At 72.5% G+C, this 22,742-nt stretch carries 18 protein-coding genes; 3 read left to right on the forward strand and 15 right to left on the reverse strand.

Annotated elements, in window-relative coordinates; translation table 11 throughout:
• Positions 1–24: 24 nt before the first annotated feature.
• The 10 genes from DEFCA_RS0110850 to DEFCA_RS24190 all read right to left on the reverse strand — a co-directional run bounded on the left by DEFCA_RS0110850 (position 25) and on the right by DEFCA_RS24190 (position 13,892).
• The gene (locus DEFCA_RS0110850; RefSeq protein ID WP_025323041.1) at positions 25–813 is read right to left on the reverse strand and encodes a hypothetical protein; all 789 of its coding nucleotides are present in this window, start codon (positions 811–813) and stop codon (positions 25–27) included.
• Positions 810–2,411 (reverse strand): tetratricopeptide repeat protein, encoded by a 1,602-nt coding sequence (locus DEFCA_RS19490; protein ID WP_245693572.1) that lies wholly within the window; start codon positions 2,409–2,411, stop codon positions 810–812. The genes DEFCA_RS0110850 and DEFCA_RS19490 overlap by 4 nt, the downstream gene beginning before the upstream one ends.
• Positions 2,412–2,704: 293 nt before the next feature.
• Positions 2,705–5,365, reverse strand: coding sequence for a DNA mismatch repair protein MutS (mutS, locus tag DEFCA_RS0110860; RefSeq protein WP_025323043.1), 2,661 nt, complete (start codon positions 5,363–5,365; stop codon positions 2,705–2,707).
• A 15-nt stretch (positions 5,366–5,380) separates the two neighbouring features.
• A complete protein-coding gene (locus DEFCA_RS0110865; RefSeq protein ID WP_025323044.1) occupies positions 5,381–5,797 on the reverse strand; it encodes a LapA family protein in 417 nt (138 codons plus the stop codon).
• A gap of 33 nt (positions 5,798–5,830) precedes the next feature.
• Positions 5,831–6,322 (reverse strand): HIT family protein, encoded by a 492-nt coding sequence (locus DEFCA_RS0110870; RefSeq protein WP_025323045.1) that lies wholly within the window; start codon positions 6,320–6,322, stop codon positions 5,831–5,833.
• The gene (locus tag DEFCA_RS0110875) at positions 6,319–6,822 is read right to left on the reverse strand and encodes a metallophosphoesterase family protein (RefSeq protein ID WP_025323046.1); all 504 of its coding nucleotides are present in this window, start codon (positions 6,820–6,822) and stop codon (positions 6,319–6,321) included. Before DEFCA_RS0110875 ends, DEFCA_RS0110870 begins: the two co-directional genes overlap by 4 nt.
• Before the next feature lie 2 nt (positions 6,823–6,824).
• Complete coding sequence (dtd, locus tag DEFCA_RS0110880; RefSeq protein ID WP_025323047.1) at positions 6,825–7,274, reverse strand: D-aminoacyl-tRNA deacylase; 450 nt, start codon at positions 7,272–7,274, stop codon at positions 6,825–6,827.
• Positions 7,271–8,599, reverse strand: a complete 1,329-nt coding sequence (locus DEFCA_RS0110885; protein ID WP_025323048.1) for a M23 family metallopeptidase — start codon at positions 8,597–8,599, stop codon at positions 7,271–7,273. Before DEFCA_RS0110885 ends, dtd begins: the two co-directional genes overlap by 4 nt.
• Positions 8,600–8,694: 95 nt before the next feature.
• Positions 8,695–12,615, reverse strand: a complete 3,921-nt coding sequence (locus DEFCA_RS24185) for an AAA family ATPase (protein ID WP_025323049.1) — start codon at positions 12,613–12,615, stop codon at positions 8,695–8,697.
• On the reverse strand, positions 12,615–13,892 hold the full coding sequence (locus tag DEFCA_RS24190; protein WP_025323050.1) for a metallophosphoesterase family protein: 1,278 nt from the start codon (positions 13,890–13,892) through the stop codon (positions 12,615–12,617). Before DEFCA_RS24190 ends, DEFCA_RS24185 begins: the two co-directional genes overlap by 1 nt.
• Positions 13,893–14,805: 913 nt before the next feature.
• Here DEFCA_RS24190 and DEFCA_RS0110900 point away from each other — a divergent pair.
• Positions 14,806–15,018: a type II toxin-antitoxin system VapB family antitoxin gene (locus DEFCA_RS0110900; protein ID WP_025323051.1), complete on the forward strand. Its 213-nt coding sequence runs from the start codon at positions 14,806–14,808 to the stop codon at positions 15,016–15,018.
• Positions 15,019–15,026: 8 nt separating this feature from the next.
• Positions 15,027–15,416, forward strand: a complete 390-nt coding sequence (gene vapC / locus DEFCA_RS0110905) for a type II toxin-antitoxin system VapC family toxin (protein ID WP_025323052.1) — start codon at positions 15,027–15,029, stop codon at positions 15,414–15,416.
• 787 nt (positions 15,417–16,203) lie between these two features.
• Here the strand turns inward: vapC and DEFCA_RS0110915 are convergent.
• Complete coding sequence (locus DEFCA_RS0110915) at positions 16,204–17,103, reverse strand: YeiH family protein (protein ID WP_245693463.1); 900 nt, start codon at positions 17,101–17,103, stop codon at positions 16,204–16,206.
• A gap of 214 nt (positions 17,104–17,317) precedes the next feature.
• On the opposite strand from DEFCA_RS0110915, the gene DEFCA_RS0110920 reads away from it, so the two are divergent.
• The gene (locus DEFCA_RS0110920) at positions 17,318–18,268 is read left to right on the forward strand and encodes a LysR family transcriptional regulator (RefSeq protein WP_025323054.1); all 951 of its coding nucleotides are present in this window, start codon (positions 17,318–17,320) and stop codon (positions 18,266–18,268) included.
• 83 nt (positions 18,269–18,351) lie between these two features.
• On the opposite strand, the gene arsS is transcribed toward DEFCA_RS0110920, so the two are convergent.
• The 4 genes from arsS to DEFCA_RS0110940 all read right to left on the reverse strand — a co-directional run bounded on the left by arsS (position 18,352) and on the right by DEFCA_RS0110940 (position 22,618).
• Positions 18,352–19,314, reverse strand: coding sequence for an arsenosugar biosynthesis radical SAM (seleno)protein ArsS (gene arsS, locus DEFCA_RS0110925; RefSeq protein ID WP_025323055.1), 963 nt, complete (start codon positions 19,312–19,314; stop codon positions 18,352–18,354).
• A complete protein-coding gene (locus tag DEFCA_RS0110930; protein ID WP_025323056.1) occupies positions 19,311–19,643 on the reverse strand; it encodes an arsenosugar biosynthesis-associated peroxidase-like protein in 333 nt (110 codons plus the stop codon). Before DEFCA_RS0110930 ends, arsS begins: the two co-directional genes overlap by 4 nt.
• A gap of 169 nt (positions 19,644–19,812) precedes the next feature.
• Positions 19,813–22,062, reverse strand: coding sequence for a type I DNA topoisomerase (gene topA, locus DEFCA_RS0110935; protein WP_025323057.1), 2,250 nt, complete (start codon positions 22,060–22,062; stop codon positions 19,813–19,815).
• Between the two features lie 88 nt (positions 22,063–22,150).
• Positions 22,151–22,618 (reverse strand): DUF494 family protein, encoded by a 468-nt coding sequence (locus tag DEFCA_RS0110940; protein WP_025323058.1) that lies wholly within the window; start codon positions 22,616–22,618, stop codon positions 22,151–22,153.
• Between the last annotated feature and the right edge of the window lie 124 nt (positions 22,619–22,742).

A 22,742-nucleotide genomic window follows, 5' to 3' on the forward strand; every position in this document is an offset into this window, starting at 1 on the left:
GCGGGTCGGGGGGAGACGGGTCCCCTATCCCGGGGGCATCCGGTGCCACAGGGGCGCTCGGCTTGGCTTCCACCCTTCGGTTCCCTCCGCTCGTTCCACGGTGACCCCCGGCGGGAGCCGAAGCACGAAGAGGTCCGGTTCGAGACCGTCGGCCGGCACCACCCGGGTGAGCTCCATCTCATAATCGGCAGAGGGCTCCCGAAGCTTCAGTCCGATGCGGGCGGGGTACCAGAATCCCACCCCGGCCACCCGCCCCTCCCAGGAGATCTCGGCCTCGACCCGGCCCTGCCGCACGAACCGGGCCCGCCGGGGCCGCCGCCCCTCGGGCCCCCACTCCACCTCCTGGGTCCAGCCGCCCGGGCCCTCGAGCAGGAGCACCGTTCCGCCCTCCGGCGTACGCCAGGCCGCCCGGGCCGGCCCCACGGTGGGCACCCGGCCCAGCAGCACCCGGCCCAGCCACAGCCCGCCCGTGTCCAGGTCCACGGCCCGGCGCTCGCCCGGCACGTACACCCGGCACCGATCGGCCCGACACGCCAGGACGAACGCGGCCGTGCCGAACGGCCCGGCCACCGCGTCCAGCCGGACGCCCCGACCCTCGGCCACGGCCGCGCCGAACCGGGCCCGGCCCCAGGCGCCGGAACGAAGGACCCCGGCCAGCCGGAGCTGCCGGGGTCCGCGGTTGTGCTCCTCGAGGGCCCGGACCCACGGGGCCGGGTCCACGGCGGGGCCGGCCCCGGGCCGAACGAACCGGGGCCCGCACCCGGCCAGGGCGAGCAGGAGGGCTAGAAATACGGGAGCCACCCGAGCGCTCATTCCAGGGCCTCCAGCTTCCCCCGCACCGATTCGGAGTCGGGGGCGAACTCCAGGGCCTTGCGGTACGCCTCGGCCGCGTCTTCGTCGCGGCCCAGCCGCACCAGGGCGTCGCCCAGGTGCTCCCAGATCACCGGGTCCTCGGGCTGGGCCTCCAAGGCCTTGCGCAGGGTGTCGGCCGCCTCTTCGTACCGGCCCTGCTTGTAGTACACCCACCCCAGGCTGTCGGTGATGAACCCGTCGCCGGGTTTGAGGTCGAGGGCCTTCAGCAGGAGCCGCTCGGCCTCGTCCAGGTGGATGCCCTGCTCGGCATAGGTGTACCCGAGGTAGTTGAGGGCGTAGGGGTCGTCGGGGTTGAGCTCCAGGGCCCGCTTCATGGCCTCGACGCTCTTGGCCCAGTCCTTGAGCTTGTCGTAGAGCACGCCCAGGGTGAAGTACACGCGGGAGTTCCGGGTGGGGTGGTCGGCCAGGTACCGCTCCAGGACCTCGACCCCCTTTCGGAACTCGCCCCGGTCCTCCCAGAACCCCACCAGGGCCAAGGTCACCTCCTCGTCGTCCGGGTGGTCGGCCAGCCACCCCTCCAGGAGCTTGCGGGCCTCGTCGGCCCGGTCCAGGCTGTCCAGCGCGATGGCCCGACGGACCAGGGCGTCGGGGTACTCCTCGGCCGACTCCGGCACCCGCCCCAGGGCGTCGAGGGCCTCGGCATACTTCTCCTGGGCCAGCAGGCTCACGCCCAGCAGGTACCAGGCCCGGGGGTCGTCGGCGTGGGCCTGGGCCATGGTGCGGAACACGGTCTCCGCCTCGGCCGGTCGGTCCTCCTGGAGCAGGAGCACCCCCAGCCGGAACCGCAGGGTGGGGTCGCCCCCGCTCCAGCGCTCGGCCGCCTCGAACACCTCCAGGGCCTCGTCCACCCGGCCCTGCTTGAGCAGCACCTGACCCAGCCGGAACCGGGCCTCCACGTCGTGGGGGTTGACCTCGATCACCCGGCGGTACAGCCCCTCGGCCTGGGCCGCGTTGCCGGCCTCGGCCTCCAGGCCGGCCAGGGCCCGCAGGGCCGCCCGGTGGTTCGGGTCCTTGTCCAGGGCCCGCCGGAGGGCCGTCCGGGCCTCGTCGGTCCTTCCCGCCCGGCCCAGGAGGCGCCCCCGGGCGAACCAGGCGTCGGCCGATCCCGAGGCCTCGGCCCAGGCCCGGGCCAGCTCGAGGGCCTCGTCCACCTGCCCCAGGCTCTCGCGGATGCGCACGGCCAGGTCGTAGGCCCGGTCCCCGGCCCCGGCCTGGGCGGCCCGGGACGCCGCCTCGGCCGCCTCTTCGGACCGACCGAGCACCTGGAGCAGCTGGGCCCGCAGCAGGAGGAGGTCGGGGTGGTCGGGCCGGACCGACAGCCCCTCGCTCACCACGGCCAGGGCCTCGTCGTAGCGCCGCTCCCGGCCCAGGGTGCGGGCGATCTCGGCCCGTAGGAAGGCCGAGGAGGGGTCCTCGTCCAGGGCCCGCTCCAGGGCGTCGAGGGCCGCCTCCGCGTTCCCCTCGCGCTGGTGGATGTAGGCCTCCACCACGGCCGGCACGGCCGAGGCCCCGGACCCGGCCGGCACCAGGAGCGCCACCGCCAACGAGAGCATCCCCAGCACGGCGGCCAGGCGGCCCGGGGACGGGGCCCGGTTCCGGCCGGCCGCGAGTGCGGCATCCGATCGCCGCGCCTTTCCATGCCGTTGGCTGGGCCGGCACCTCGGGCCTCGCCGACGGAACACCGAGGGGTCCGCAGGCGGATCGCACAGGGGGAGGGCGCGGCGAGCTGAGGGGCCGCGTCCGGCACTCCACCGGGCCCCGTCCCCGGGCCGCAACCGCGGAGCCGGTGTCCCGGAGCCGGCGCGGGCGCCGCTCCGCCTCTCCAGGCCCCTCATTCCCGGGCCTCCTTCTCCAGCAGGTCCCGGGCCCGGGCGCGGAGCTCGTCGAGCCGGACCAGGGCCTCGACCGGGGTCAGACCCTCCACGGGCACGGAGGCCACCTCCCGCACCAGGCCCGTGAGCCGGCGCTCCCGGGCCGCGGCGAACAGGTCCAGCTGCCGGGCCGGGGCCGCCGCGGCGAGCCGGTGCGACAGGGCCAGCCGGGGCCGCCCCCCCTCGTCCAGCTCCCCCTCCTCCAGGTTCTCCAAAATCTCCCGGGCCCGGGCCACCACGGCCTCGGGCAGGCCGGCCAGCCGGCCCACCTGGATGCCGTAGGAGCGGCTCGCCCCCCCCTCCACCAGCCGGCGCAGGAAGATCACCTTGCCCTCCCACTCCTTCACGGCCACGTTGTAGTTGCGCACCCCCTTGCAGGTGCGCTCCAGGTCGGTGAGCTCGTGGTAGTGGGTGGCGAACAGGGTGCGCGCGCCCAGGTCGTGGATGTGCTCGGCCACGGCCCAGGCGATGGACAGGCCGTCGAAGGTGGAGGTGCCCCGGCCGATCTCATCGAGCACCACCAGGCTGCGGGGGGTGGCGTTGTGGAGGATGTTGGCCGTCTCGGTCATCTCCACCATGAAGGTGGACCGGCCCCGGGCCAGGTCGTCCGACGCCCCCACCCGGGTGAAGATCCGGTCCACCAGGCCCACCGACGCGCTCTCGGCCGGCACGAACGAGCCCATCTGGGCCATGAGCACGATCAGGGCGGTCTGCCGGAGGATGGTGGACTTGCCCGCCATGTTGGGCCCGGTGATGATGGCCAGGTGCTGGTCCGCGTCGAGGGTGAGGTCGTTGGGCACGAACCGCTCGCCCTGGAGGCTCGCCTCCACCACCGGATGGCGGCCCCCCTGGATGGCCAGCTCGAACCCCTCGTGGACCTTGGGGCAGGCGTACCCGCGCTCCACGGCCACCTCGGCCAGGGCGGCCAACACGTCGAGCACGGCCAGGGCCCGGGCCCGGGCGTGCAGCGCGTCCAGGTGGTGGGCCACCTCGTCGCGCAGCTCCACGAACCGCCGGTACTCGAGGGCCTTGGCCCGGTCCTCGGCCCCCAGGACCTTGGCCTCCATCTCCTTGAGCTCGGGGGTCACGAACCGCTCGGCGTTGGCCAGGGTCTGACGGCGCTCGTACTCCTCGGGCACCAGGTGCAGGTTGGCCCGGGTGACCTCGATGTAGTACCCGAACACCTTGTTGAACCCGATCTTGAGCGACCCGATGCCCGTGCGCTCCCGCTCCCGGGCCTGGAGCCCCGCGATCCAGCCCCGGCCGTCCCGCTGGATCAGCCGGAGCTCGTCGAGTTCGGGGTCGAACCCGTCGCGCAGGATGCCGCCCTCGGTGAGCACCACCGGCGGGTCGTCCACCAGGGCCCGGGTCAGGAGGTCGGTGAGCTCGGGCAGGGGGCCCAGGTCCTGGCCCAGGGCGGCCAGCAGGGCCGAGTCCGCGCCGTGGAGGAGCTCGGCCAGCCCGGGCAGGCACCCGAGCGAGGTGCGCAGGGCCACCAGGTCCCGGGCGTTGGCCGTGGCCATGGCCACCTTGCCGGCCAGCCGGCCCACGTCGTAGACCCCCTTGAGAAGCTCCCGGATGCGACGTCGGGTGTCGCCCCGGCGCACCAGCTCGGCCACCGCCTCCTGGCGGCCCCGGATCGCGTCCACGTCCCGCAGGGGGAACGCCAGCCACTCCCGCAGGCACCGGCCTCCCATGGGCGTGCGGGTCCGGTCCAGCAGGTGGACCAGGGTGCCCTCCCGCCGGCCCCCCGACAGGGTGGCGAACACCTCCAGGTTGCGCAGGGTGGTCTCGTCGAGCACCAGGTGGGTTCCCGAGGCGTGGCGGGCCAGGGACCTCAGGTTGGCCAGGGCGCTGGGGTAGTTGGCGCCCACGTAGGTGAGCACCGCGGCCGCGGCCCGGAGCCCCTCGGCCAGGTCGTCCACCCCGTACCCGGCCAGGTCGGCCCCGGCCAGGTGGTCCCGCAACCGCTTCCGGGCCCGGCGCCGGTCGAACTCCTCGACCGGCCGGCGGGTCACCTCGACCCCCGGGCCGAACACCGCGGGCGGCACCTCCTCGCCCTCGGGCACCAGCACCTCCCGGGGGCCCACCCGGCCGAGCTCGTCGGCCAGCTCGTCCCAGTCCCGGGCCTCGCCCACCCGGAACGTGCCGGTGGTGACGTCGGCGTAGGCAAACCCCACGGCCCGGCGGCCGGGGGTCACCGCGGCCAGGTACTGGGGCTCCTTGGCCTCGATCATCTCGGTGTCGGTCACCAGCCCGGGGGTGATGACCTGGACCACCTCGCGGCGCACGATACCCTTGGCCTCGCGGGGGTCCTCCACCTGCTCGCAGATCGCCACCTTGTGGCCGCGCTCCACCAGCCGGGCGATGTAACCCTTGGCCGAGTGCCAGGGCACCCCGCACATGGGCACCGCGTTGTCCCCCTTCTCGCGGCTGGTCAGGGTGATCTCGAGCTCCCGGCTGGCCACCTCGGCGTCCTCGAAGAACATCTCGTAGAAGTCGCCGAGGCGGAACAGCAGGATGCAGTCGGGGTGGGCCTGCTTGAGCTCCAGGTACTGGCGCATCATGGGCGTGAGCCGGGGTGCGCCAGCCTCGTTCTTGGGTTGGGGGGCGGCCGGCATGGGCTCTCCGCGGTGCTAAAGAGTGGGCTCCTCCTCGGGGGGAGCGGCCGCAGGGGGGGCGGCGGGGCCGGTCTGGGCCGGGGGGCTCGGCTCGGACGGGGGGGGGGGCAGCTCGGCCAGCTGCTTGCGCAGGCGCTCGAGCTCCTTCTCCAGCTCGCGGATGCGGCGGTCGCGCTTGCGCACCTCGGCCCGCCGGGCGATCCGCTCGAAGATACCGTGGAACCCGGCCACCACCAGGCCCAGCAGGAAGAACACCCCGAACAGCAGGGCCACCGGGAACGGGGGGGTGGAGTAGAAGGTCCACAGGTCCCAGAGCTTGATGTGGAACCGGATCGTCTGGCCCAGGGCCTGGAGGTTCTCGGGCTGGATCGCCACCAGGGCCACCGCCACGATCACCGCGGCCAGCACCACCCGCTTGATGAAACGAAACATGGACTCCTCCTCGAAGCCGGACGATCCCCGCCCTCAGTCCCGCTCGGTCCAGGCCTCGCGGATCTGGGCGTACAGGTCCTCCAGGTACTGGTTCACCACCCGCACGTCGTCGAGCACCGGGAGGAAGTTCGTGTCGCCCACCCACCGGGGCACCACGTGCAGGTGCAGGTGCTCGGCCACCCCGGCCCCGGCGGCCCGGCCCAGGTTGAGGCCCACGTTGTACCCGTCGGGCCTCAGCACCCGGTCGAGGGCGGCCTTGGCCTCCACCGCCAGCCGCCACACCTCCGCGGCCTCGGCCGGGGTCAGGTCCTCCATGCCGCCCACGTGGCGCACCGGCAGCACCATGAGATGCCCGGCATTGTACGGGTAGCGGTTCATGATGACAAAGGCGCCCTCGCCCCGCCGGAGGATCAGCGCGCCCGGGTCGTCCCCCGCGGCCAGGGCGCTGCAGAACACGCAACCCTGGGGCTTGGGCCCCCGGATGTACTCGATGCGCCAGGGCGCCCACAGCCGCTTCGGGGTCACCCCGGCACCTCCACGAACTCCACCCCCTCCACCCCGGACGGCCCCACCTCGACCAGGGCCACCGTGCGGCGGGACGACCAGCGCCGGTCGAACGCGGAGCCGGGGTTCACGAACCGCACGCCCCCCACCATCCGGTCCTCGGCCCGGTGGCTGTGGCCGAACACCACCAGGCTCACCTCCTCGGCCCGGAACGCCTCGGCCACCCGGTTCACCAGGCCGTCGGGCGGGCCCCAGCCGTGGATCAGGCCCACCCGGCACCCGCCCACCTCCAGCACCCGGGTGGGGGGCAGCCGGCCCGCGAGACCGGGCCCGTCCATGTTGCCCAGCACCCCGTGGTACGGCCGGGGTTCCACGAACTCCAGGTGGTCCACCACGGCCGGCCCGGTGTGGTCGCCCGCGTGCAGGAGCACCTGGGCCGGCCCCAGGGGGCCGGCCAGCACCGCCTCGAGCCGCTCGTCGGGCTCCGACAGATGGGTGTCGGAAAGAAGACCCAGCACCATGGTCAGAACCGCCGTTTCGAGTCCAGCAGCAGCGTCACCGGCCCGTCGTTCACCAACTCCACCTCCATCTCGGCCCGGAACCGACCCGTGGCCACCGGCACCCCGGCCCGGCGCAGGCGGTCGGCCACGTCCTCGTACAGGGCCTCGGCCAGGTCGGGCGGGGCCGCGGCCGTGAACGACGGCCGGCGGCCCTTGCGGCAGTCCCCCAGCAGGGTGAACTGGCTCACCAGGAGCACCGCCCCGTCCACGGCCGCCAGGTCCCGGTTCATCCGGCCGGCCTCGTCCTCGAACACCCGCAGGCCCGCCACCTTGTCGGCCACGTAGGCCGCATCGGCCTCGGTGTCGTCGGGCTCCACCCCCACCAGCACCAGGAACCCGCGGCCGATCCGGCCCACCGGCTCGCCCCCCACCCGCACCTCGGCCCGGCTGACCCGCTGGACCACGGCCCTCACGGCCGGGCCTCCCGGGCCACCTCCACGCGCGGCGACAGGGCCTCGAGCCGCTCCACCCATCGGGCCGCCCAGGCCCGGTAGGCCTCGCGCTCGGCCTTGGGGACCGGGTCCCCGGCAGGGTAGCGCTCGGTCAGGGGGTTGACCCACCGGCCGTTCTTCTTCACCCGGAAGTCCAGGTGGGGGCCGGTGGCCAGCCCGGTGCTCCCCACGTACCCGATCACCTGGCCCTGGCGCACCCGGGTGCCCCGCCGCACCCCCCGGGCGAACCGGGACAGGTGGTTGTAGTAGGTCTCGTACCCCCGGCTGTGGCGCACGATCACCACCTTGCCGGCCGACCCCTTCCAGCCCGCGAACTTCACCACCCCGTCGGCCACGCTCCACACCGGGGTGCCCCGAGGCGCGGCGTAGTCCACCCCCCGGTGGGGCCGCACGACCTTCAGGATCGGGTGGCGCCGCCGCAGGGAGAACCGGCTCGAGATCCGGGTGAACCGCAGGGGCGAGCGCAGGAAGCTCTTGCGCACGCTGCCGCCGTCGGGGTCGAAGTACCCCTCGGTACGCTTCGAGCGGTAGTACACGGCCGTGTGGGTGCCGGACCGGCCCCGGTACTGGGCCGCCAGGATCCGGCCGTTGCCCACCAGTTCGTCCCCCACCCACAGCCGCTCGTAGATCACCCGGAACTCGTCCCCCTCCCGGGTCTCGCGGGTGAAGTCCACGTCCCAGGAGAACAGCTCCACGAACGCCATCGCCAGGTCCACGTCGGCCCCGGCCCCCAGGAACGCCTCGTACAGGCTGCCGTCCACCCGGCCCACCAGGCTGGTCTCGCGCCGGTCCACCGGCACGTCCACCCGCCAGGCCCTCCACCCGCCCGCCGGCAGGGCCTCGGCCCGGTACACCTCCAGGGGGCTGCGGCGGTACTCGAACCGCACGATCCGCCCCCCGGGCCCCACCCACACCTCGTAGTCGTCGCCGGGCCGCATCCGCTTGGGATCGAGGGCGGGCTTCAGGGCCTTTGCGAACGCGAGCACCTCCCGGGCCGGCACCCCGGCCGCCCCCAGCAGCGAGGCCAGGTTCTCCCCCCGGCCCACCCTGCCGGCCACCCTGCGTGCCCCGGCCGCCCGCAGCAGCCCGTCCTCGGCCCGGTCGGCCAGGGTCTGGGACAGGGGCGGAACCACCGGGTCGGCCACCGGCTCGAACACCGGGGCCACCACCTCGGGGGGAAGCCGCGGGGGGATCGACGACCACAGCCGCTCGGGCCGGGCCAGGATGAGAAAGCAAGCCGCCAAGAGGAGCGCCTGCACCACGGCGCGGTCGGAAGGTCGTTTCATGGCTCGTCCGGGGGAAGCACGGGGCCGGGGCATGGTAGCCGAACCGCCCCAGACCCTTCAAGCGCCGCTCGCCATGGGGTCCCCGGCCGCACCTCCTACAAAGCGACGAGTTCCCTCACCTCTAGATCGGGGCAGACGCTGCGGAACCGGTCCACGGTCTCGGGGTGGCAGGTGAAGAAGAGGATCTGGACCTCGTCGGCCAGGTCTCGGATGGCCTCGCACGCGGCCCGGGCCCGGTGGGGGTCGAAGTTCACGAGGATGTCGTCGAACACCAGGGGCAGGGGCTCGGTGCCCCGCAGGAACCGGCGCACGAACCCGAACCGGATCGAGAGGTAGAGCTGTTCGGCCGTGCCCCGGCTGAGCTGCTCGGGCGTGAGCTCGGACCGGTCGGCCGCGACCACCCGCAGGGCCCCCTTCTCGCCCAGCGGAGACCGGATGCCCACGTAGCGGCCGGAGGTGAGGCGGGCGAAGGTGGTCTCGGCCTCCCTCAGCACCTCGGGCCGATGGCTCTCCTCGTACTTCTCCCGGGCCTTCTCGAGGACGAACAGGGCCAGCCGCAGCCGCGCCCACTGCCGGGCCCGGTCCTCCAGGGCCCCGGTCTCGGCCGCGAGCCGGAGCCGGAGGGCCGAGATCTCCTCCTTTTTCTCCAGCTGGTCGAGCTCGCGTCGCTTCGCCCCCAGGCGCTGGTGGAGCTCGCTGATCCGGTCACCCAGGGTCTCCAGCTCCTGGGTCAGCGCGGCCTCCTGCTGCCGGTAGTCCTCCGCCGTCCTCTCCTGGTAGGCCCGCTCCAGCATGTCGAGCGCCCCGTCGCCCAGCAGGTTCGCCAGCGCGGCCTCCCGGATCCGCACCTCTCGCTCCAGCTCGGCCCTGCGCCGGAACACCTCGGCCTTGCGACGGAACTCGTCCTCGTCGCGGGCCCCGGCCTTCCGGAGCAGGCTCTCGATCTCGGAGCGGTTCGCCCGCAAGGGGCCCTCCAGGGACCGCAGCTCCCCCTCCAGGTCGGCGATCCGGGCCCTAAGGCCCTCGGCCTTCTGGAAGGCCCCCTGGGCGTGCTCCAGGTCCTGGGCCAGCGCGGCCACCGCGCCGGGCACCTGTCCCGGGTCGCAGGGCGGCCGGCCCAGCCTCGCCAGCACCTCGTTCATCCGGCGGAGGAACTCCGCGGCCCGGCTCTTGCGCTGCTCCAGCCCTGCGCGCCCCTCCTCGATGCGATCGAGGATCTCCTGGCACGCCTCGACGCGACGGAACACGTCCACGGCCGCGTCCACCGACAGCCCTTCGGGCAGGCCCTGATCGCGGACCCAGGCGGCCCACGCCGCCTCGGCGCGCTCCAGGGCCTGGCGCGCGTCCCGAAGCCGCTCGTCGGCCTGCCCCAGGGCCTCGTCGGCCCGCTCCCGGTTCCGGCGGGCCTCCTCGGCCCGTTCCCGGGCCGCCTGTTTCTGGCGCGCGAGCTCTCTGGCGCGGTCCGCCTCAGCGAGCAGGTTGCCGACCGTCTCCACGAACCGCTCCGGCTCCACCGGTGGCCGACCCAGGCGCGCCAGGAGCGCGTTGAGCTCGGCCACGTCTGCGCGCAGCGTCTCCTCCATGCGCTCGATCCGGTCCTCGAGGCTGCGGATCGAGCGCATCCGCTCCCGGGCCGCCTCCAACCGGCGGAGCACGTCCACGGCCATGTCCGGCGACAGGGAGGGGTCGAAGCCGTTCCGGCCGAGCCAGTCCGCCCACTCCCGGCGGGCCGCCTCCAGGGCCCGCCCCGCCTCGGCCCGGGTCTGCTCGGCCGCCTCGAGCCTCCTCGCCGCCTCGGCCTGCTCGGCCCGGGCCTCGTCCGCCGCCCGAAGCAGCATCCGGCGCTCCCGGAGCTGGCCGGCCCAGGCGTCGAGCTCCGCCTCCAGGGTCTCCAGCACCTCGTCCGTGACCGGCACGGGGACCCGGCCGGCCTCGCACAGGTCGGCCAGATCCTTCCGGGCCGCCCCGAGGCGGTCTTGCAGGGCCTCCAGCTCGGCCCGCACCTGGTCGCGCCTCCTGCGGAGGGCCTGCTCCGCGGCGGCGGCCCGGGCGGCGTGCCGCCGCACGAGCCCGTACCCGACCGCCCCCCCGGCGGCCAGCACGGCCAGGGCGGCCGCCAGCGCCGTGTTCCCGGATTGGAGCGCCCAGCCGGCCACGGCCACCAGACCGACGCCGGCCGCGCCCCACACCCACCCGGGCAGCCGGGTCCCGGCGTCCAAGTCGGGCCCGCCCCGGACGCCCAGCGACTCCTCCAGATCGGCCAGACGCTGCTCCCCCGCCCGGACCTCAGCTTCCAGGCGGAGCACGGCCCCGTGCCGGGCCCGGAGCCGGCGCACCAGGTCCCGGCGCTGCCGGAGCTCGTCCTCGTCCCGCACGGGCGGGGCCGGGGCCTCCCCGAGCCGCTCCTCTGCCTGGAGCGCCTTGGCCCGGGCCTCCTCGAGCCGCTCCCGGGCCTGGCGCTCGGCCAAGTCCGCGCGCGTGAGCGCCTCCTCGGCCCGGGCCAGGCGGTCCTGGGCCCGGCGCACCCCCTCCCGCAGGGTCACCGTGCCGGTGAGCCCCTCGATCCGCTCCTCGGGCCAGTCCAGGTCCACCTCCTGGAGGAACCGGGCCAGGTCGTCCCGCTCCCGGCGCAGCTCCTCCCTGCGCAGGGGCAGGTCGCGAAGCGCCGCGGCAAAGTGCTGCTGTTTGCTGTGATGGGCCTGGACCTCCCGCTCGTCGAGGCCGGGGGGAGGGTCTGGGATCTCTTGGTACGCCTCTGCCCGCTGCCGTTCGATCTCCACGGCCTCGGCCCGCGCCCTCTCGGCGGCCTCCCGCTCCCGCTGCAGGGCCTCCACCCGGTGCCGGCCCTCCCGCACCGAGCGTTGCAGCCCCTCGAACGCCTCCCGGCTCCGGCTCGACAGGTCGAACCGCCGCAGCCGTTCCGGCTCGGCCCACCCCGGCCCGATCTCCCGGGCCAGGGACTCCAGCCGCCGCTCCAGGTCCTGGAGCTCGCGCTCCAGGGACCGGATCTGGCCCTGGGTCTCCTCGAACCCGCTCAGGCCCCGCTCGAGCTCCCGCACCGCCCGGGCCTCGGCCAGGAGCGCCCCGTCCCACTCGACGGCGGCCAGCTCCCGCCGCACCTCGCGGAGCCGTTCCTCCAGCTGGGCGCCGGTCCGCTCGAGGGTCCTGCGCTCCCCCACCAGGGCCTCGAGCCGGCCCATCCCGTCGGGGGGGAACGAGGGCACCGGGGGCAGCCCGGCAAGCTCGGCCGCGGCCAGGGCCCGCGCGTGCCAGTCCGGCCACGCGTGGATGAGATTGCGGACCCCCACGAGGAGCCCCCCCTTCTCCCTGCGCTCGGACTCCAGTGCCTGGAGCTCGCGCTCCAGCGAAGCGATCTCGTCGCACAGGCGGGCGTACGCCTCCGGGTCCCGCTCCAGATCCCGGACGCGGTCCCGGAGGGCCTCGATCCTCCGCAGCCCCTCGGTGATGGCGGCCTTGTGGGCCTTGCGGGTGAACAGGCCCTTGAGCTCGCCCTCCCACTCGGCCCGCACCTGCCCGAGCCGCTGGGGGTTCTCGCCCATGGCCGCCACCGAGAGGGCGTCGGCCACCTGGTTGCTCGCAAGGGTCTCGAAGGTCTGGAGCTCGTCCAGGCTGAAAGCGAGCACGCTCTGGTACACGTCGCGGGTGGTGCTGCCCAGGAGCCGGCTCAGCTCGGCCTCGCCGCCCTGGGTGCCGTCCGCGAACACCACCTTCACGGGCCCGCCCCGGGCGCCCTCGACGCGCTCCACCACCACGCGCTCCCCGCCCCGGAGAAACACCAGGCGCCCCTTCTTCTTGCCCCCGTGGACGCAGTCGTAGTGGTTCACGTTGGACCGGCGGTCGGGGAACCCGAACAGGATCCGCCGCACGAACGCCAACAGGGTGCTCTTGCCGGCCTCGTTGGCTCCGTGGAACACGCACAGGCCCGGCGGCAGGTCGGTGATGGACCGATCCCGAAGCGCCCCGAACCCATCGACGTGGATCTCCACCAGACGCATCACCCCTCCTCCGGGATGAGCCGGTCCACGCACAGGGTCTCGACCTCGTCCAGGAGCTCGAGCAGGTCGTCGTCGGTCAGGTCCGGAAGGAAGCGCGACGCCCGGGGGTGGCCGAACAGCTCGTCGAGACAGGCCCGCAACGGCTCCCGCCCGCCGGCGTCGGCCCCGCGGTACTCCTGGATCAGCCGAAGGCACTCCCCCACGAAGTCGTCACCGGAGCGGCGCCGGTCGAGGTCCACCTCGGGCCGGGTGCGCACCTCCACCCGCTCCGGCCACACGAACGGGTCCAGATCGGCCCCGGCCCGCTGGATCGACTCGAGGAGCGCGGCCGCGGTGCCGCTCCGCAGGAGCTCGCCGTGCAGGGGCCCCCGGCCGTTCAGCTCGATCCGCACCACCACCGGCCGCCCGTCGCTGCCGCGGGCCTCCTCGTCGAGCAGGGTCCCGAGCGCCTGCTCCAGGGCGGGGATGTCGGGCAGCCCCTCGATGGACAGGGCGCGGCGGCTCCAGCGCACGGCGTCCACCGCCACGAACTCCGGGGGGGCCATCCGGCCCGTCTCGTCCACCCGCACCAGGAAGCACCCCCGGGGTCCGGCCTCGTTGGCGTGGAGCCCCTGGAGGTTGCCCGGGTACCCCACGAACGGGTCGCGCTCCGAAAGCTCGCTCCGGGTGTGGACGTGGCCGAGGGCCCAGTAGTCGAGCCCGGCCCGGCGCAGCTCGTCCAGGGTGCGGGGCACGTACTGTTCGTGCCCGGCGTGGGGGCCCACGGTGCAGTGCAGGAGCCCGATCTGGAACGGCTCGGGCCCCTCCCGCCGGATCTTCCGGGCGAACCGCTTCCCCACGACGCGGGTGGGGAAGCTCGCTCCGTGGATCCGGGCCACCGGCTCCCCCTCCTTCTCGAACCCCACCGAGGACTCGGTCTTGCCGAACACGTGCACGGTGTCGGGCAGCCGCACCGAGTGGACCCGGGAGTCGAGGGGGTCGTGGTTGCCGTGGGCCACGTAGGCCCGGATGCCGGCCTCGGCCAGGCGCCGCATGCCGTCCCGGAACGCCAGCTGGGCCCTCAGGCTGCGATCGGCCGCGTTGTACACGTCGCCGGCCACCAGGAGGAAGTCCACCCCCGCGTCCAGGCACAGCCGGATCAGGTTCCCGAACGCCTCGAACGTGGCCCGCCGCAGCGCCTCGAACACGTGGCCGTGGGAATCGGGCAGGCCGGCGAACCCCTGGAACGCCGCGTCCAGGTGCAGGTCGGCCGCGTGGACGAACGAAAAGGCCCTCATGCTCTCCGGCCTCTGGGCCTTCGGCCCGCCGGGAGGCCGAAAGGCCGGAAGATTCGGAAGCCAAAAACCTCTCTCATCTCCTCGCTCCGCGCTCGCATCGGACGACCCGGCCCGCCAGGGTCTCGGACGCGTGGCGGGTGAGCTCGGGCGACGCCGAACTGGAGCGTTCGGCGAATCATGCTTGCAAAACAAAAGGATGCCTTTCCATTTGCAAGGATGGCTTCCCCGCGCGCCGCAACCCGCCCCCCCTCCCGCCGCACAGACAGGCCCTTTTCTCCGAACAAGAGGGCATCCTACCGGCGAATCCCAGGGATTGTCCACGGACGCAAGGACCGGATCGCCCGGAGCAAATCTTCGGACCGATCGTGAACTTGGCCCCCCGCGGCCCGAACGGGAGGGACCCACCCGACTTGCTCAGCTTGACTCGGGCCGTCCATGGCCCTCGCCCTACGGGCATGCCTTCGGCATGTCCAATTCCGCTCTCCTGTGGAATTGTCAGGGTCCACGCCCGGTGCGATCCGGATCCGTCTCCAGAAACGGAAACCCATGACCTATCCCCCTGCGACGGCGTCGCGCACCGAAACAGCGACCGAGGGGAACGAGCGCGGTACGGACCTGTCGGCCGTGACTAGCCTACACCCCAGATGCTGGGCCAAGACCTGGAACTCGCCGTCGTACGCGGAGCAGGGGCTCTGCCGCACGAGCCGGGCACTTCGTAGGAGCCCACTGGGACTCCCGGCCGGCCCCCAAGTCCTCGGCCTCCCGTTGCAGGGCGTACCCCCGGCCGAAGCCGAGGGGGCTGTTGCGCAGAACTCGCTCCTTGCCTGCACGTGTGCCGACCCTGTCCTTGTGGTGGAAAGGGTAGAGGTGTATGCTTTTGTTTGTTTCTACACATTGTGGAGGAGCACCCGGGATGCGAACGAACATCGTGATCGATGACGCCTTGATTCGGGAGGCCATGCGCCTCACCGGGTCTCGCACCAAACGGGAGGTCGTGGACCTCGCCCTCCGGCGGTTGGTTCGGCTCGAGCGGCAGCGCGACGTGCTGGCGCTGGAGGGCACCCTGAACTGGGAGGGGGACCTCGAGGCCCTGCGCCAAACCCGTGTCCCGAGCCCCGACGACTGAGGCCCATCGTGGCGATCCTGGTGGACACGTCGGTGTGGATCGACCTGTTCCGGGCCCGCCCCCTTGCCCACGTGGACAAGCTCAAACGGCTTCTGGGCGAGGAGGAGATCCTCCTGGGAGACCTCATCCTCGCCGAGATCCTCCAAGGGGTCCGAACGGATCAAGATGTTCGGCGCGTCGAGCACGCGTTCCGGGCTTATGCCGTCGTCCCCCTCGTGGGCGAGGCCATTGCTCGGAAGAGCGCCGGCCACTATCGGATCCTTCGCCGCCAGGGGATCACGGTTCGCAAGACCATCGACTGCATCATTGCCACGTGGTGCATCGAGAACCGCGTCCCCCTTCTCCACAACGATCGGGACTTTCACGCCTTTGCTCGGCTAGGACTCGTGGAGGTCTGACGGCCCCCGCACCCATCACCCCATGACTCCGATCAGTAAAAACCAGCTCCCCCGCGCCTTCTGCCGCCTGCGCTGCCGCTTCACCCGGTACCTGCCCACAGGGGCCATGCCAGCCTCCTTCGCGACACAACAACGGGTTCCTCAAGTCGGTTCGGAGGATGCCAGGCCCCGCGGTCAGCCCGAACAGAAGCGGTTTATAGGGCGCTTACCGATGAGCAGTATGGGGCAGGGCCCTGGGGGACGCTGGTGCCTCGTTGCGTCAAGCTCCTGAACCCTCCTGGGCGTGGTACCTCATCCACAGGCTGCCCCGGGAGCTGTCGAGAGCCCATCCCATCAACACCACATGCCCGCTCCACCGGCACCTGCGCAACTCATCCACACCGCTCACCACTCCGGTCCGGACGGGGTTCAGATGAATGTGGGCTCGCGACGCGAAAACACGTCCATGCGGAACCCCCTGGATCTACCCCCTCATCCCCGTTCGGCTGCGAACACGATCGGCGGTGGGCGCAAAAAACGGCCACCCGGTGCGCAGCAGCACCCCAGTGGCCGTTTCGTTCGATCCGTGCCGTCCCCGCCCTGTCGCCCCGCCATGGATCCCCTCCGTGTGAATGGCGGTTCGCTATGGTACGGGAAACCCCGCGGGTCCGGCAACCTCGGGGGAAACCGAAACGGGGAATGGCGGTCGGATCCTGTCCGGAGAAGAAGGCGAAACGGCCGGCCCCTGGCGGAGGCCCGCCGGGAGATCGACCGTCTGTCCCGAAACTCCGTTGTGCGTCGGGGATCGCTACCGGATCACCCCCTCCACGATGGCGACCAGGGTGCCGGAGCCCACCACCAGCCACAGGAGAAGCCCGTGGGCCAGGGGCCGGGTGCCGATGGCCCGGAGCATGTCCCGGTCCACGGCCGCCCCGATCAGGAACAGGGTCACCACGAGGGCCCGGCGGGCCATGCCGAAGAGCCCTCCCCACAGGAACCCCAGTTGAGGAAGGGCGGTGCGAAGGGCGGAGGCGGCCAGGAACGCCAGGATGAACCAGGGGAACCGGGCCCGGCCGCCGCCACGCCGCACCCACGCCAGCCCCAACGTGGCCGGCACGATCCAGGCGGCGCGGGCGAGCTTCACGGTGGTGGCCAGGCCGAGGGCTGCCCTGCCGTAGGCCGCGCTGGCGCCGACCACGCTGCTGGTGTCGTGGATGGCCAGCGCCGCCCACAGACCGAACTGGCGCTGGGTCAACCCCAGGGCGTGGCCCAGGGGCGGGAACACCAGCAGCGCCACGGCGTTCAGACCGAACACCGTGGCGAGCGACACCGCGATGTCCTCGCCCTCGGCCTCGATCAGCGGGGCCACCGCCGCGATCGCGCTGCCGCCGCAGATGGCGGTCCCCACCGAGATGAGCGCCGCGGTGCTCGCCCGGACCCGGAGGAACCGGCCGAACGCCAGGCCGATCGCCACCGTGGCCAGGATGCCCACCACCGTGTAGCCGAGCCCGGCCCGGCCGGTCTGCCACACCTGTCCGATGCCCAGGCCGAACCCCAGGCCGGCCACCGACAGCTGAAGCAGTCGCTTGCTCGCCTTGGCCGTGAGGTCGTGCCACGGGTTCCCCACGGCCAGCCCGACGACGAGCCCCGCGCCGAGCGCCACGGCCGGGGAAACCCACGGCAGGCACGAGGCCAACAGCAGTGCCACGAAAATCGCCTGTCGAATCTGCGAGCCTTTTGGGTCCATGACTCCCCTTCGATGACGGTCTCGCCCCTGGGACGGGGCCGGTGGGTCGTGGATGGGGGGGGCGGCCGCCACCCCATGACGGGCCGTACGCCCGGGAGGATAGGCAGGACCAACAAACAATACAAATTCATAATTCTTTACGTTCATATCTATTCAAGTGATATACTCCGGCGCCATGAACATCACCCTTCGTCAGCTCGAGGTCTTCTGCGCCGTGGCCGACCACGGCAGCGTCACCCGCGCGGGAGAGTTCCTGGGACTCACCCAGTCGGCGGTCAGCGCCTCCCTCGCCCAGCTGGAGCGCCAACTGGGGGGGCCGCTGTTCGACCGTCGGGGCCGGACCCTCCGGATCAACGAGCGGGGACGGGTCCTGCTGCCCGAGGCCCGCCGGGTGCTGGCCCAGGTCTCGGACCTGGTGAACCTCCTGTCGCCGGACGGGGGAGACCTGGTGGGGGCGCTGCGGGTCGGGTCGAGCACCACCATCGGCAACTACGTGATGCCCTTTTGGATCGCGGCGTTCCGCAGGCTCCACCCCCGGGTCACGATCCAGCAGATCGTGGCCAACGGCCACGCCATCGAAACCGCTGTCCTGGAGGGGATGCTGGACCTGGGGTTCATCGAGGGGCCGCCCCGCGCCGGCGGAGCGGAGGTGGAGCCGTGGCTCCCGGACGAGCTAGTGGTGTTCGCCGGCCCCACCCATCCCCTGGCCGGGGCCGAGGTAACGCCCGAGGCCCTCGTGTCACCGGGCTGGATCATGCGGGAGCACGGGTCCGGCACCCGGCAGGTGTTCGAGCGGGCCCTGAGGGAGTGGGTGCCCGAGTTCGAGATCGCCCTCGAGCTGGGGCACACCGAGGCGATCAAGCGGGCGGTGGAGGCGGGGCTGGGAATCGGGTGCCTGTCGCGGCTGGCCGTGGAGAGGGAGCTCCAACAGGGGTGGCTGGCCCCGGTGCACGCCCCGTTTCTCGACCTGCGCCGCCAGTTCCTCCTGATCCAGCGCAGGGGTCGTCACGTCACCCGGGTGCTCGGGGCGTTCCGGGAGTTCCTCCGAAACGGCGCCCCGGAGGCCCCTCCTGATACCAAGTTGCGTTCAAAGACATCAGGCCCCTTGTCCCGGTCCCCCGGATAGCTTTTGGTTTGAACGCAACTTGGTATGAGGTGGTGTCCCGAGGTTCGGTTTCTCCGGCCTGCCTAGGCCGCGATGGCGCCGCCTCAGGTGAAGCCGGAGCCGGCCGTGCAGGCGTAGCAGTGATCGGCTGCAGCGACGGGGGTGCCGGCCGGCGGGGGGCCCTCGCACTCCGAGACGTGGCGGGGTCGGCCGCCCAGGGGGAGGCCCGCGGCCAGGTGGAAGTCGCAGTCGTAGAGCACCCCGTCCCAGGCCACGGAGAGCTGGGTGCGACACATGAGGCCGCCCACGGTGGCGGGGTTGAAGGCCTGGGCGAGCTTCTCGAGGTACCCGGCCAGGTTGCCGGACTCCTCGAGCCAGCGGCGGTACCGGCCCAGGGGCACGTTGGCAAAGGAGTAGAGGTGGGAGAACACGATCCCCCAGCGCCGAGCCAGGTCGCGCCGGAACCGCTCCTCGGCCCGGCACTGATTGGGCGGCAGGAACGCGCCGGCCGGGTTCGACACCAGGTCGAGCTCGAGCCCGGTGCCCTCCACCCCGTAGCCCAGTTCGTTGAGCCGCCGGAGCATGTCGAGGCTCTGCTCCCACACCCCGGCCCCCCGCTGGGCGTCGGTCTGGGCCCGGCTCACCGAGGGGAACGAGGTGACGATCACCACGCCCAGGTCCCGGAGCCGCCCCCAGAACTCCGGGCCCCGCTCCCGCAGGGCCGTGAGGTTCGAGCGCAGGATCAGCCGGGGGGTGTGGGGCCGGAGGGCCGCGAGCAGGTCCAGGATGTCGGGCACCAGCTCGGGGGCTCCGCCCGTGACGTCGACGGCAGCGAACCCGGCCCGGGCCGCGAACCGGACCACCTCGTCCATGGTCTCGGGGCCCATGACCTCGGGACGGCCGGGCCCGGCCTCCAGGTGGCAGTGGCGGCACGCCTGGTTGCACAGGCGCCCCACGTTCACCTGCAGGGCCGTCGTCTCCCCCCGCGTCAGCTCCAGGCCGTGCCGCCGCAGCACCGACGCGAACGGCTCGACCGCGCCCGGCTCCACCGTCACCGCCTCGCTCACAGGGAGATCTTCTCCACCACGTTCTGCATCTGAACGCCGTGGACCAGCGAGGCGCCGCCCCGGATCGCCACGGCCACGTGCACGGCCTCGGCCATCTCGCCGGGGGTCGCCCCCTTCTCCAGGCTGGCCCGGGTGTAGGCGTCGATGCAGTAGGGGCATTGGACCGCGTGGGCCACGGCCAGGGCGATCAGGGCCTTCTCCCGCTCGGTCAGCTCGCCCTCGGCGAACACGGCCTGGTAGTACTCGAAGAACTTCTGGGTGATCTCGGGGGCGTCTTTGCCCGCCTCGGGGAACTTCGCCAGATCCTTGGGGTCGTAGTAGGTGTCCATGGCGTGCGCTCTCGGCTAGAAAGCTGGAAGGCTAGAAGGCTGGAAAGCTGAAAAGCTGGGAAGCTCCGGGCCTCGGGTTTGGGTCCTCGCTCCGTTCGTCGCGCCCCTCCACCGTGCCTTACACCGAGAGACAACGTACCTTTTTTCGAGCCGCTGGCAACCCTGGGGATCAGTCCCCGGTCTCCCGGTATCCGCAGCCCCGTCGGGGGCACCGCACCGTGGCCCCGCCCCGGCCCGTCTTCTCCACCAGGAACGGATGGCCGCAGTCCGGGCACTCCCGGGGGATCGGCCGGTCCCACAGGGCGTAGTCGCACTGGGGGTAACGGTTGCAGGAGTAGAACGTGCGGCCCCGCTTGCTGCGCTTCTCCACCAGCTCGCCGTCGCACCCCTCCTGGGGGCAGGCCACCCCGGTGCCCACCGGCGCGGTGTACTTGCAGGTGGGGTACTTGGTGCACGCCACGAACCGGCCGAACCGACCCCGCCGGATCACCAGGTCCGCCCCGCACTCCGGGCAGGACTCGCCGGTGGGCTCGCCCTCGACCACCCGGATGGTGCCGTCGGCCAGGCGCTCGAACTCCTTGGTGTTGCGGCACTCGGGGTAGGCCGAGCAGGCAAGGAAAAACCCGTTGCGGCCCCACCGGATCACCATGGGCTTGCCGCACTTGTCGCAGGCGATGTCGGTGGGCTCCTGGCGGGCCTTGACGTCCTCCATCTGCTCCCTGGCCCGCTCCAGGCTCCGGGCGAACGGCGCGTAGAAGTTCTTCAGGAGCTCGCGCCAGTCGCGCTTGCCCTCCTCCACGTGGTCGAGCTCGGCCTCCATCTGGGCCGTGAACCCCACGTCCATCACCTGGGGGAAGTTGGCCACGAGCAGGTCGTTCACCAGGATGCCCAGGTCCGTGGGCACGAACCGCCGCTCCTTCATCTCCACGTACCCGCGGTCCCTCAGGGTCGAGAGGATCTGGGCGTAGGTGGACGGCCGGCCGATGCCCTTGTCCTCCAGCTCCTTGACCAGGGTGGACTCGGTGAACCGGGGAGGGGGCTGGGTGAACTTCTGCTGGGCGTCCAGCTTGAGGCACCGGAGCACCTCGCCCTCGGCCAGGGCCGGCAGCTTGCCCTCGGCCGACTCGGCGTCCGCGGGCTCGTCGTCGGTGCCCTCCACGTACACGGCCATGAACCCGGCGAACCGCATCACCTCGCCGGCCGCCCGGAACTCGTAGGGCCCGGCCTCGATGGTGAACACGGTCTCGTCGAACCGGGCCGGCACCATCTGGCAGGCCACGAACCGGTCCCACACCAGCTTGTACAGCCGGAACATGTCCGGCTCCAGGAACGGCCGGACCTTTTCCGGGGTGTAGTCCATGGACGTGGGCCGGATCGCCTCGTGGGCGTCCTGGGCCCCTTTTTTGGTCCGATAAACCACCGGCTTGGGGGGCAGATACTCCGGACCGTAGGTCGCCCGGATGTGGTCACGGCAGGCGGCCACGGCGTCGTCGGAGAGCCGGGTCGAGTCGGTGCGCATGTAGGTGATCAGGCCCACGGGCTCGCCGGCCACGTCCACGCCCTCGTAGAGCCGCTGGGCCAGGGTCATGGTCTTGCGGGCCGAGAACCGCAGCTTGCGGAACGCCTCGCGCTGCAGGGTCGAGGTGATGAACGGCGGGGCCGGCCCCCGGCGCCTCTCCTTCTTCTCGATCCGGGCCAGGCGGAACGTCTCCGCCGCGAGCCGGGCGCGGATCGCCTCGGCCTCGTCGACGGTGCGCACCCGGATGGTCTTGCCCTCGGCCTTGCGGAGCTTGGCCTTGAACGAGGGGGGAACCGAGCCCTCCAGCAGGGCCTCGAGGTTCCAGTACTCCTCCGGGACGAAGGCCTGGATCTCCCGCTCCCGCTCCACCACAAGCCGCAGGGCCACCGACTGGACCCGGCCGGCCGAAAGGCCCCGCCGCACCTTCTCCCACAGGATGGGGCTGATCTGGTAGCCCACGAGCCGGTCCAGGATCCGGCGGGCCTGCTGCGCGTTGTACCGGTTGGGGTCGAGCCGTCCCGGCTCGGCCAGGGCCTTGCGTACCCCCTTCTTGGTGATCTCGTGGATCATCACCCGGTAGATCGGCTTCTCGCCCCGCTTGGGCCGGATCTCCTCGGCGATGTGCCAGGCGATGGCCTCGCCCTCGCGGTCCGGGTCCGGGGCCAGGTAGACCACGTCCGCGGCCTTGGCGGCCTGCTTGAGGCGCTGGACCACCTTGCCCTTGCCCCGGATCACGCTGTAGCGCGGGGCGAACCCGTTGTCCACGTCCACGCCCAGCTCGCTCTTGGGCAGGTCCTTGATGTGCCCGACGCTGGCCTCGACCTGGAAGTCCTTGCCCAGGTAGCCCTTGAGGGTCCGGGCCTTGGCCGGGCTCTCCACGATCAGCAGTGCTTTTCCCATCGGAGTCCTTTTTTCTCATAGGCTGGAGGGCTGGAAAGCGGGAAGGCCGGAACCCCAGCCTCCCGACCGCCTGGCCTTCCAACCTCCTTCAGTGCCGCACTTCGTCGACCCGGTCCTCGAGCACCGCCTGCACCAGGGCCTCGTCCGCCCCCGGACGGCTCAGCAGCACGAGCCCCACGAGCACCCGGAGCTCCTCCGGGCCCACCTCGGGCAGATCGAGGCTCAGGGCCCGCTCCAGGACGAGCTCGCGCAGGGCGGGGTCCACCACGCCGGCCCGTTCGAGCCGGAGGAGCAGCCCCCAGGCCGCGGGCGAGACCCGCAGGGCCTCCTCGGCCGCGGGCACCCGCACCGCGGTCCTTTGCTCCTCCAGGGCCGGGGGCGCGCCGCCCCGCTCCCGCAGGCGCCGGAGCCACGCCAGGGCGCGCTCCACGTCGTCCTCCTCGAACCCCATGTCCAGGAGCTCGTCGCGCATCTCCTTCGGATCGCGGCCGGCCGCCCGGGCCGTGCCGTACCGGCGGGTGATGTAGGCAACCACGTCGAACAGTCTTCCTCGCATCGCGGTTTCCGTTTGGAAGCTAGGAGGCTGGAAGGCTAGAAGGCTCGAAAACCACCCGGCTTCCATGTAACTTCGCAACTTCGGTCGTCGGTCTACGGTCGTCGGTCTGGGGCCTTCGGCCCGC

It is taken from the genome of Deferrisoma camini S3R1 (assembly GCF_000526155.1).
Taxonomy (GTDB): Bacteria; Desulfobacterota; Deferrisomatia; order Deferrisomatales; family Deferrisomataceae; genus Deferrisoma; species Deferrisoma camini.

What these genes read in the sequence shown, in the direction of transcription:
- DEFCA_RS0110850 (WP_025323041.1), bottom strand. Translation starts at nt 813, where the DNA reads ATGAGCGCTCGGGTGGCTCCCGTATTTCTAGCCCTCCTGCTCGCCCTG.
- mutS (WP_025323043.1), bottom strand. Translation starts at nt 5,365, where the DNA reads ATGCCGGCCGCCCCCCAACCCAAGAACGAGGCTGGCGCACCCCGGCTC.
- DEFCA_RS0110865 (WP_025323044.1), bottom strand. Translation starts at nt 5,797, where the DNA reads ATGTTTCGTTTCATCAAGCGGGTGGTGCTGGCCGCGGTGATCGTGGCG.
- DEFCA_RS0110875 (WP_025323046.1), bottom strand. Translation starts at nt 6,822, where the DNA reads ATGGTGCTGGGTCTTCTTTCCGACACCCATCTGTCGGAGCCCGACGAG.
- DEFCA_RS0110885 (WP_025323048.1), bottom strand. Translation starts at nt 8,599, where the DNA reads ATGAAACGACCTTCCGACCGCGCCGTGGTGCAGGCGCTCCTCTTGGCG.
- DEFCA_RS24185 (WP_025323049.1), bottom strand. Translation starts at nt 12,615, where the DNA reads ATGCGTCTGGTGGAGATCCACGTCGATGGGTTCGGGGCGCTTCGGGAT.
- DEFCA_RS24190 (WP_025323050.1), bottom strand. Translation starts at nt 13,892, where the DNA reads ATGAGGGCCTTTTCGTTCGTCCACGCGGCCGACCTGCACCTGGACGCG.
- DEFCA_RS0110900 (WP_025323051.1), top strand. Translation starts at nt 14,806, where the DNA reads ATGCGAACGAACATCGTGATCGATGACGCCTTGATTCGGGAGGCCATG.
- DEFCA_RS0110920 (WP_025323054.1), top strand. Translation starts at nt 17,318, where the DNA reads ATGAACATCACCCTTCGTCAGCTCGAGGTCTTCTGCGCCGTGGCCGAC.
- DEFCA_RS0110930 (WP_025323056.1), bottom strand. Translation starts at nt 19,643, where the DNA reads ATGGACACCTACTACGACCCCAAGGATCTGGCGAAGTTCCCCGAGGCG.
- topA (WP_025323057.1), bottom strand. Translation starts at nt 22,062, where the DNA reads ATGGGAAAAGCACTGCTGATCGTGGAGAGCCCGGCCAAGGCCCGGACC.
- DEFCA_RS0110940 (WP_025323058.1), bottom strand. Translation starts at nt 22,618, where the DNA reads ATGCGAGGAAGACTGTTCGACGTGGTTGCCTACATCACCCGCCGGTAC.